The organism is Sulfitobacter sp. G21635-S1 (genome assembly GCF_027213915.1).
GTDB lineage: Bacteria > Pseudomonadota > Alphaproteobacteria > Rhodobacterales > Rhodobacteraceae > Sulfitobacter.
This window is the reverse complement of sequence record NZ_JAPWGV010000021.1, coordinates 101,494-109,815: the sequence shown is the minus strand read 5'-3', so window position 1 is coordinate 109,815 and position 8,322 is coordinate 101,494. Positions and strand designations below refer to the sequence as shown.

The window sequence follows — 8,322 nt, the reverse complement described above, 5'->3', positions numbered from 1 at the left end:
AAGAGAGCTTGAAATAGCTGGCTATTCCTGCGCTCTCTTGCCTGGAACTGAGCAATTTTGGACTGAAACGGGTGGGCGACAATGAATGTCAACACGACCTAGAGGTGCTCAGCCCTCCAGCGACGCGATGATCCTGATTTCCACAACTGCGCCGGGACGCCGGATGCCTGCCACCTCCACTGCGGTCCAGGCCGGGTAGGGCGCGGCAAAGACCTCGCGCCGGACCTTGTCGAAGAGGTCGAAGTGATCGCGCAAGCCGATGTGATAGCTGGTCATCTCCACCACGGCATTCAGATCGACCCCGGCATGGCCCAGAACAAAGCCGATCTTTTCGAATGCCGCGCGAAACTGCGCCTCGGCAGAGGCGGGCATTTGGCCATCGGGGCCCGATCCGGTGGTGCCGGTGAGAAAGATCAGGTCGCCGGAGACAATGCCGGGTGACATCTGCAGCGCCTCGGCGGCGGCCTGGACCTGAGGTGGTATCAACGCATGTTTTGTCACAGGCTTTCCTTTGCGGTTTTCGAATGCCCCGAAAAAGCCATAATTCGCCCAAATCGGGTCATATTCATCTGTTAAGTGTATCGGGCAATCAAAGGAATGCCCCATGCAAGCCATTCAACGTTCCTATCGCGGCCTGAGCCTTTTGATGGACCTTAACTGGGACCGCGCGCTTTATGTCAGCACAATTGTGCTCGCTCTTGCGGCCGGTGCCTACGTCGGGTCTCTCTGATCTCGGCCATCCCACCACTGAATGATGTTACAACTTTGAAATGCACTGCATGATGTGGTGCATTTTTTGGCGCTGTGCTTTTGACAAAGGCGGATAATCTACGTACTCAGGTTTCCAATGATGTCGCAAAATTGGGTTTGAACCATGAGACTGAGGACGAGGGGCGGTGGTCCTGGCAAGCGGACAGGGGCAGGGCATGTAGGTGCGTTTTTGCGCGGGGCATCGGTTTATGCCCTTTTGTCAGCAGCTTGGATGGCGCCAGCCGCGGAATTGACCGCACAGGAATACCGTTTCGATTCTGTCGTGATCAACGGCAACGAACGGATCGGTGACAGCGCCATCATCGCCCGGGCTGGAATCAGACGTGGTCAGCCGGTCAGCGGTGGCCAGTTGAACGATGCCTACCAGGCCCTGCAGAACTCCGGGTTGTTCGAAACCGTGGCGATTGAACCGCGGGGCGGCACATTGGTCATCACGGTGACGGAACTGCCAACGCTGAACCGCGTCAGCTTTGAGGGCAACCGGCGGATCAAGGACGAGGTCCTGACCCAGATTGTCCAATCCCAGGAACGCCGTGTCTTCAACCCGACACAGGCCGAAGCGGATGCCGCCGCCATTGCCGAAGCCTATGGCAACGAGGGCCGGATTTCTGCACGGGTCCAGCCGCGCATCATCCGCCGCGACCAGAACCGCGTCGACCTCGTGTTCGAAATCTTCGAAGGCGACAACGTCGAGATCGAGCGGCTGAGCTTTGTCGGCAACCGCAAATATTCCGACCGCCGCCTGCGCCAGGTCCTCGGCACCAAGCAGGCAGGCCTGCTCCGCCGCCTGATCAAGCGTGACACCTTTGTCGAAAGCCGGGTCGAAGTCGACAAACAGCTTTTGCGCGATTTCTACCTGTCGCGTGGCTATGTCGACATGCGCACCACGGCGGTGAACGGCGAGCTTACCCAGGAACGCGACGGCTATTTCGTGTCCTACAACATCACCGAGGGCCAGCAATTCCGATTTGGTGAGATCAATGTCGTTTCAGAGATGAACGGCGTGGATGCCGCGAAATACCGCAATATCATCAAGATCCGGCCGGGCGCGGTCTATTCCCCGACCCTGGTCGAGGCGGATATCGCCCGTATCGAACGGCAGGCGATCCGTGACGGCGTGGATTTCATGCGGGTTGAGCCGCGCATCGACCGCAACGATCGCGACCTGACGCTGAATGTCACCTATGTGATCAGCAGGGGTCCGCGCGTTTTTGTCGAGCGGATTGACATCGAAGGCAACACCACGACGCTTGACCGTGTCATCCGGCGCGAGTTCGACAGCGTGGAAGGTGACCCATTCAACCCCCGTGAAATCCGGCAGGCCGCAGAACGCATCCGCGCCCTGGGATATTTCGAAAAGGCTGAGGTCAACGCCCGCGAGGGCAGCAGCGGTGAACAGGTGGTCGTGGATGTGGACGTCGAAGAGAAGCCGACAGGCTCTCTTAACTTCGGCGGCTCTTTCTCCAGCAGCGACGGTATCGGCTTTGCCATCAGCTTCGCCGAGCAGAACTTTCTCGGACGCGGGCAGCGGCTTTCGCTGACGGTCTCGACGGCCGAGGATGCGACCCGCTATGGCGTCACGTTTGTCGAACCCAGGCTGCTGGGCCGTGACCTGTCCTTTGGCCTGACGCTGGACTATGCGGAAACCGATTCTTCCTTCACCTCCTATGACACCAACCGCCTTCTGCTGCAGCCGAAGCTGACTTTCCCGCTGTCGGAAAACAGCAAGCTGCAGGTGCGCTACACCGCCGAAGAGCTTGAAATGCTGCAACGCGAAGTGCCGGTGCATGGGTTGACCATCGCTGATGACATCGCGGCGGGCGCGCTGTTCTCGTCCTCACTGGGCTATACCTTCAGCTATGACACGCGCCTTTCCGGGCTGGACCCGACATCGGGCGTACTGCTGGAGTTCGGCCAGGATTTCGCCGGGCTGGGCGGTGACAACAAGTTCATCAAGACAACGGCGAAGGTGGTGGGCGAAAGACGCATCTTCAACGAAGACATCACCCTGCGCGCTTCGCTTGAAGGTGGTGCATTGGCCTGGCGCAGCGGCAACAACCGCGTGACAGACCGTTTCCTGCTGTCGCCCTCGATCATGCGCGGCTTTGAATCGGGCGGCATCGGTCCGCGCGATATCGGTGGTACTGCAAACGATCCGCTGGGGGGCAACCTGTATCTGGCGGCACGGTTTGATGTGGAGTTCCCCCTGGGCCTGCCCGAGGAATACGGGATTTCCGGCGGTGTGTTCTATGACGTCGGCAATCTTTGGGATCTGAGCGATGTCAATTACAACGGCGGCACCGTGGTCGGGGAAAGCGGATCCTTCCGGCATGTGATTGGTTTCTCGCTGTTCTGGGAAACGCCTGTTGGTCCGTTGCAGTTCAACTTCTCCAAGGCGCTGAAGAAAGAAGTCTTCGACAAGGAACAAAGCTTCGAATTCACGCTCCGCACGGAATTCTGATCCGATGGGGCGCTTGGCCCAACACATGGCATTGATGCTGGCGCTGCTTTGCGCCGCACCCTTGGCTGCCCAGTCGACGGCGGGTCCGGCGGCTGCGCCCGAAAGGGGATCGGTCGTCAGCCCGGTGCTGACCATCGATTCCGAGCGGGTCTTCCAGCAAAGCGATTTCGGCAAGAGGGTTGCGGCGGAAGAGCGCGAAAAGCTCTCGGCGCTGGAAAGTGAAAACCGCGAGATCGAAGCCCAGCTTGAAACCGAGGAACGCGCGCTGACCGAAAAGCGTGCACAGATGACACCGGAGGCCTTCCGCGTCCTGGCAGATGCGTTTGACGCCAAGGTGCAAGAGACACGGAGCGCGCAGGATGCCAAGTTCCGCGAGTTGAGCGCCCAGCTTGACGTTGAAAGAGGCAAGTTCCAGCAGGCCGCGGCACCGGTGTTCGAGCAGCTGATGCGCGAGGCCGGCGCTGCCGTGATCCTTGAGCGGCGGTCGGTCTTTGCCAGCGCCACCGTGATCGAGATCACCGAAGAGGCGATTGCGCTGCTGAATGAAACATTGGGTGACGGCGCCGGTGCGGAAGACCGCTGAGCCGATATTGCCCCAGTGCCACAGAATTGCTAGCCCTGTACGGTACGTGACGCGAAGGACATATAATGAACCAAGAAAAACAAAGCGCTGACATCCAGATGATCCAGCGTATCCTGCCGCACCGCTATCCGTTTCTGCTGGTGGACAAGGTAAAAGAGATCGACGGAACCGCGTCCGCTGTCGGCTACAAGAACGTGACGATGAACGAACCGCATTTCCAGGGGCATTTCCCCGGCACGCCGATCATGCCCGGTGTCACCATCGTAGAGGCGATGGCGCAGACCGCGGGGGTCATGCTGGGCGTGGCGCTGGATATCGTGGACCGCGACATGCTGATCTATTTCATGTCCATCGACAAATGCAAATTCCGCCGCAAGGTGGTCCCGGGCGACGTGCTGCGGATGGACCTCAAGACCCTGCGCGGCAAGGCAGGTGGCAAGATCTGGCGTTTCAGCGGGGTTGCGACAGTCGACGGCGAAATGGCCGCCGAGGCGGAATTCATGGCGATGGTCGATCTTTCGAAAGAGGCATCATGAGCAACATTCACCCCTCTGCCATCATCGAGGACGGCGCGCAGATCGACGCTTCGGTGCAGATCGGCCCGTTCTGCGTGGTCGGGCCGGAGGTTGTGCTGAAGGCGGATGTGATCCTGAAAAGCCATGTGGTGGTCACCGGCAATACCGTGGTCGGGGCTGGCACCGTGATCTTTCCCTTTGCGGTGATCGGCGAGATCCCCCAGGATCTGAAGTTCCGCGGCGAAAAGACAGCCCTTGTGATCGGAGAGCGTAACCGCATCCGCGAACATGTAACGATGAATTGCGGGACCGATGCGGGCGGCGGCATCACGCGGGTCGGCGATGACGGATTGTTCATGGCAGGCTGTCACGTGGCCCATGATTGCATCGTCGGCGACCGTGTGGTGATGGTGAACAACTCGGGCCTTGCCGGGCATTGCGTGGTCGAGGATGACGTGATCCTCGGTGGTCTCTCCGGTGTGCATCAATGGGTCCGCCTGGGCCGTGGCGCCATCATCGGCGCGATGACCAAGATCACCAATGACGTGATCCCCTATGGCCTTGTGCAGGCCCCCAAGGGCGAATTGGAGGGGCTGAACCTGATCGGTCTGAAACGCAAGGGCGTGTCGCGTGCCGATATCACCGCGCTCCGGGCGGCCTATCAGATGCTGGCACAGGGCGAAGGCACCTTTCAGGACCGAGCCGTGCGGCTGGGCGAAGAGACCGACAGCGATTACGTGCGCCGGATCGTCGAGTTCATCACCGCCGAGACCGACCGCCACTTCCTGACCCCGAAATGACACTGGCGCTGATTGCAGGGCGCGGCAGACTGCCGGCGCAGGTTGTGGCGGCGCAGGATCGCGCACCGCTGATCTGCGCGCTGGAAGGCACGCCGCCGGACACTCTTGCGGTGGATCTGACCTTCCGGCTGGAAACCCTGGGCTCGCTGCTGATCGAACTTGGCCAGCGGGGGGTGACGCAGGTCTGTTTCTGCGGTGGCGTGGACCGGCCCGCGCTTGATCCGGCGGCGCTGGACGATGAAACCAGGCCACTTGTCCCGATGTTCCAGAAGGCGCTTGCCGCCGGGGACAATGGGGCCCTGCAGGTGATCAAGGAGATCTTCGAACAGACCGGATTCGAGGTTCTGGGCGCCGATATGCTGGTGCCTGATCTGGTGGCCCTCCCGGGGGTCCTGTCCGACGCCTGGCCCGATGCGCAGATGCGCCGCGATGCCGCGCGCGGCGAGGCGGTGCTGGCGGGTCTGGCCCCGCTCGACATCGGTCAGGCCTGTGTCATCGGGGGGGAACAGGTTCTGGGGGTCGAGGCCATGGGCGGCACGGCGCATCTGCTGGAGACCCTGCCACCCCGCGTCCGGGAGATGAACGCGATCCTCTGCAAGGGGCCCAAGACCGGTCAGATCCGCGAGATCGACATGCCCACCATCGGCCCCGAGACATTGCGCGCCGCCCATGCCGCCGGTCTGGCCGGGGTGATTGTCGATGCGGGCGATGTGATCGTGCTGGACCGCGAGGAATGCGTGCGCCTGGCCGATGAATTCGGCCTTGTCCTGTGGTCCCGGCGTGGGGGTGAGGGGTGAAAGTCTTTATTCTTGCCGGTGAACCTTCGGGCGACAAGCTGGGCGGTGCCTTGATGGCCGGATTGAAGGCGTTGCGCCCGGACGTGACTTTTGAAGGGATCGGCGGGCCTGACATGACCGCCGAAGGCCTGCAAAGCCGCTTTGACATGGCCGAGCTCAGCATCATGGGGCTGGCGGAAATCCTGCCCAGGTACCGGTCGCTCAAGGCGCGGATCCGCCAGACGGCCGATGCGGTGTTGCAAATGCAGCCCGATGTGATGATCACCATCGACAGCCCCGATTTTTCCCTGCGCGTCGCAAAGCTGGTGAAGGCGCAAAGCAACATCCGGACGGTGCATTACGTGGCCCCCTCGGTCTGGGCATGGCGGCCCGGCCGGGCGGCCCATATGGCGAAATACATCGACCATGTGCTGGCGCTGCTGCCCTTCGAGCCGCCGCTGATGCAGGCCGCAGGCATGGCCTGTGATTTCGTCGGCCATCCGGTGGTTACCGATCCCGTTGCGACGGATGAGGAGGTCAGCGCCTTTCGCTCCGAAAGTGGCATTGGCGACGCGCCTTTCCTCCTGGTTCTGCCGGGTTCGCGCAAGGCAGAGGTGGCGCGCCTCGGCCCGGTGTTCGGCGATGCCCTGGGGCTGCTGCTGGCGCGTCGTCCGCAGATGCGCGTGGTCGTGCCCGCCGCAGCGTCGGTTGCTGACGAGGTGCGCGCGGCAGTGGCGGATTGGCCCGGTGACCCGCTGGTGCTGGACCCGCGCGATGGTGGGGATGCCAGGGCACGCAAGCGCGCGGCCTTCCGGGCAGCCGATGCGGCGCTGGCGGCCTCGGGCACCGTATCGCTGGAGTTGGCGGCAGCCGGCACACCGATGGTGATCGGATACCGGGTGAACTGGCTGACCTTCCGCATCGTCAAGGCGATTGCGCTGATCGACACGGTGACGCTGGTCAATCTGGTCAGCGACACCCGTGTGGTGCCCGAATACCTTGGCCCCGACTGCACGGCGGAGGGGATTGCCGAAGGCCTGCAGGCGGTGCTGGCCAACCCGGAGGCGCAGCAGGCCGCGATGGCGCTGACCATGGAGCGCCTGGGCAAGGGTGGCGAGGCACCGGGTTTAAGGGCAGCAAGGGCGGTGCTGGAGGCGATGTGATCCAAAGGCCGCGCTGACGCGCGATTCGATCCATGAATGAATGAGGAGCGCTGCTCCTCAAACTCCTCGGGATATATTTTGCCAAAAAGAAAAGGGGCGGTCAGCCCTTGTGAATCCAGCCGCCGCCAAAGATGCGGCTGCTGTCGGGGTCGTAGAACACGCAGGCCTGTCCCGGTGACACGCCTTCCTCCGGGGTCAGCAGTTCGACTTCTGCTGTTGTGTCGGACAACGGGCGCAGGATGGCGTCGCGCGGCGGGCGGGTCGAGCGGACGCGCACCGCGATCGGCCATTCGGCGCGCGAGGTCAGGGGCGCATCGCCCAGCCAGTTGATTTCGCGCAGGGGCACGGTGCGGGTGGCGAGCATCGCCTTGGGCCCCACCACGACTTCCTTGCGCTCTGCGTCCAGCTTGACCACATAAAGAGGATCAGCCAGCCCGCCGATGCCAAGGCCACGGCGCTGGCCGATGGTATAATTGATCACGCCGTCGTGGCGGGCCAGCACATTGCCTTCCGTATCCACGATATTGCCGGGATTGGCGGCTTCGGGCCGCAGTTTACGGATCACGCTGGCGTAATCGCCATTGGGGACAAAGCAGATGTCCTGGCTGTCGGGTTTCATCGCAACGCTGAGCCCGTATTTGGCCGCCAGCGCGCGGGTGTCGTCCTTGCTGGGCAGATGGCCCAGCGGAAAGCGCAGATAGTCCAGCTGTTCCGGGGTGGTCGAGAACAGGAAATAGCTTTGATCGCGGCTGGCGTCGGCGGCGGCGTGCAGTTCCGGGCCCTTCGCGCCCATCTTGCGCTGGATATAGTGACCGGTGGCCATGCAATCGGCCTCAAGATCCTTCGCGGTTTCCAGCAGGTCCTTGAATTTCACCCGTTCGTTGCAGCGGATGCAGGGCACCGGGGTGGCCCCGCCAAGGTAGCTGTCGGCGAATTCGTCGATCACCGCGTCCTTGAAGACGTTTTCATAGTCCAGCACGTAATGTGGAAATCCCATGTCCTCGGCCACACGCCGGGCATCGTGGATGTCGATCCCGGCACAGCAGGCGCCCTTCTTGGCCAGCGCCGCGCCGTGATCGTAGAGCTGAAGCGTCACGCCGACCACGTCGTAGCCTTCTTCGGCCAGCATGGCGGCCACCACGGAGCTGTCGACGCCGCCCGACATCGCCACGACCACCCGCGTGTCGGCGGGGGCCTTGGCAAAGCCAAGCGAGTTCAGGGGCGGTGTCTGGTCAAGGGGCATCGTATTCTCC

9 protein-coding genes are annotated in these 8,322 nt (G+C 62.2%); 7 read left to right on the top strand and 2 right to left on the bottom strand.

Features of this window, described 5'->3' with window-relative positions:
* Positions 1–108: 108 nt before the first annotated feature.
* Complete coding sequence (locus O4H53_RS19070) at positions 109–501, bottom strand: RidA family protein (protein WP_269366316.1); 393 nt, start codon at positions 499–501, stop codon at positions 109–111.
* 103 nt (positions 502–604) lie between these two features.
* On the opposite strand from O4H53_RS19070, the gene O4H53_RS19065 reads away from it, so the two are divergent.
* The 7 genes from O4H53_RS19065 (at position 605) to lpxB (ending at position 7,069) form a co-directional block, all read left to right on the top strand.
* A complete protein-coding gene (locus O4H53_RS19065) occupies positions 605–730 on the top strand; it encodes a hypothetical protein (RefSeq protein WP_268873838.1) in 126 nt (41 codons plus the stop codon).
* A gap of 252 nt (positions 731–982) precedes the next feature.
* On the top strand, positions 983–3,232 hold the full coding sequence (gene bamA, locus O4H53_RS19060; protein WP_269366313.1) for an outer membrane protein assembly factor BamA: 2,250 nt from the start codon (positions 983–985) through the stop codon (positions 3,230–3,232).
* Between the two features lie 25 nt (positions 3,233–3,257).
* A complete protein-coding gene (locus tag O4H53_RS19055) occupies positions 3,258–3,815 on the top strand; it encodes an OmpH family outer membrane protein (RefSeq protein ID WP_269366311.1) in 558 nt (185 codons plus the stop codon).
* A 65-nt stretch (positions 3,816–3,880) separates the two neighbouring features.
* On the top strand, positions 3,881–4,351 hold the full coding sequence (gene fabZ, locus O4H53_RS19050) for a 3-hydroxyacyl-ACP dehydratase FabZ (RefSeq protein ID WP_269366309.1): 471 nt from the start codon (positions 3,881–3,883) through the stop codon (positions 4,349–4,351).
* Entirely contained in the window at positions 4,348–5,130 is a 783-nt protein-coding gene (gene lpxA / locus O4H53_RS19045) for an acyl-ACP--UDP-N-acetylglucosamine O-acyltransferase (RefSeq protein WP_269366307.1), read from the top strand. Before fabZ ends, lpxA begins: the two co-directional genes overlap by 4 nt.
* Complete coding sequence (locus tag O4H53_RS19040) at positions 5,127–5,927, top strand: LpxI family protein (RefSeq protein WP_269366305.1); 801 nt, start codon at positions 5,127–5,129, stop codon at positions 5,925–5,927. The genes lpxA and O4H53_RS19040 overlap by 4 nt, the downstream gene beginning before the upstream one ends.
* 53 nt (positions 5,928–5,980) lie before the next feature.
* Positions 5,981–7,069: a lipid-A-disaccharide synthase gene (lpxB, locus tag O4H53_RS19035; RefSeq protein ID WP_443069619.1), complete on the top strand. Its 1,089-nt coding sequence runs from the start codon at positions 5,981–5,983 to the stop codon at positions 7,067–7,069.
* 100 nt (positions 7,070–7,169) lie between these two features.
* Here the strand turns inward: lpxB and mnmA are convergent, their stop codons facing one another.
* The gene (mnmA, locus tag O4H53_RS19030; protein ID WP_269366301.1) at positions 7,170–8,312 is read right to left on the bottom strand and encodes a tRNA 2-thiouridine(34) synthase MnmA; all 1,143 of its coding nucleotides are present in this window, start codon (positions 8,310–8,312) and stop codon (positions 7,170–7,172) included.
* Positions 8,313–8,322 lie beyond the last annotated feature (10 nt).

Bases quoted from the DNA above. Each gene is read 5' to 3' on its own strand.
- O4H53_RS19065 (WP_268873838.1), top strand. From the start codon at position 605: ATGCAAGCCATTCAACGTTCCTATCGCGGCCTGAGCCTTTTGATGGAC.
- bamA (WP_269366313.1), top strand. From the start codon at position 983: ATGGCGCCAGCCGCGGAATTGACCGCACAGGAATACCGTTTCGATTCT.
- O4H53_RS19055 (WP_269366311.1), top strand. From the start codon at position 3,258: ATGGCATTGATGCTGGCGCTGCTTTGCGCCGCACCCTTGGCTGCCCAG.
- fabZ (WP_269366309.1), top strand. From the start codon at position 3,881: ATGAACCAAGAAAAACAAAGCGCTGACATCCAGATGATCCAGCGTATC.
- lpxA (WP_269366307.1), top strand. From the start codon at position 4,348: ATGAGCAACATTCACCCCTCTGCCATCATCGAGGACGGCGCGCAGATC.
- O4H53_RS19040 (WP_269366305.1), top strand. From the start codon at position 5,127: ATGACACTGGCGCTGATTGCAGGGCGCGGCAGACTGCCGGCGCAGGTT.
- lpxB (WP_443069619.1), top strand. From the start codon at position 5,981: ATGGCCGGATTGAAGGCGTTGCGCCCGGACGTGACTTTTGAAGGGATC.
- mnmA (WP_269366301.1), bottom strand. From the start codon at position 8,312: ATGCCCCTTGACCAGACACCGCCCCTGAACTCGCTTGGCTTTGCCAAG.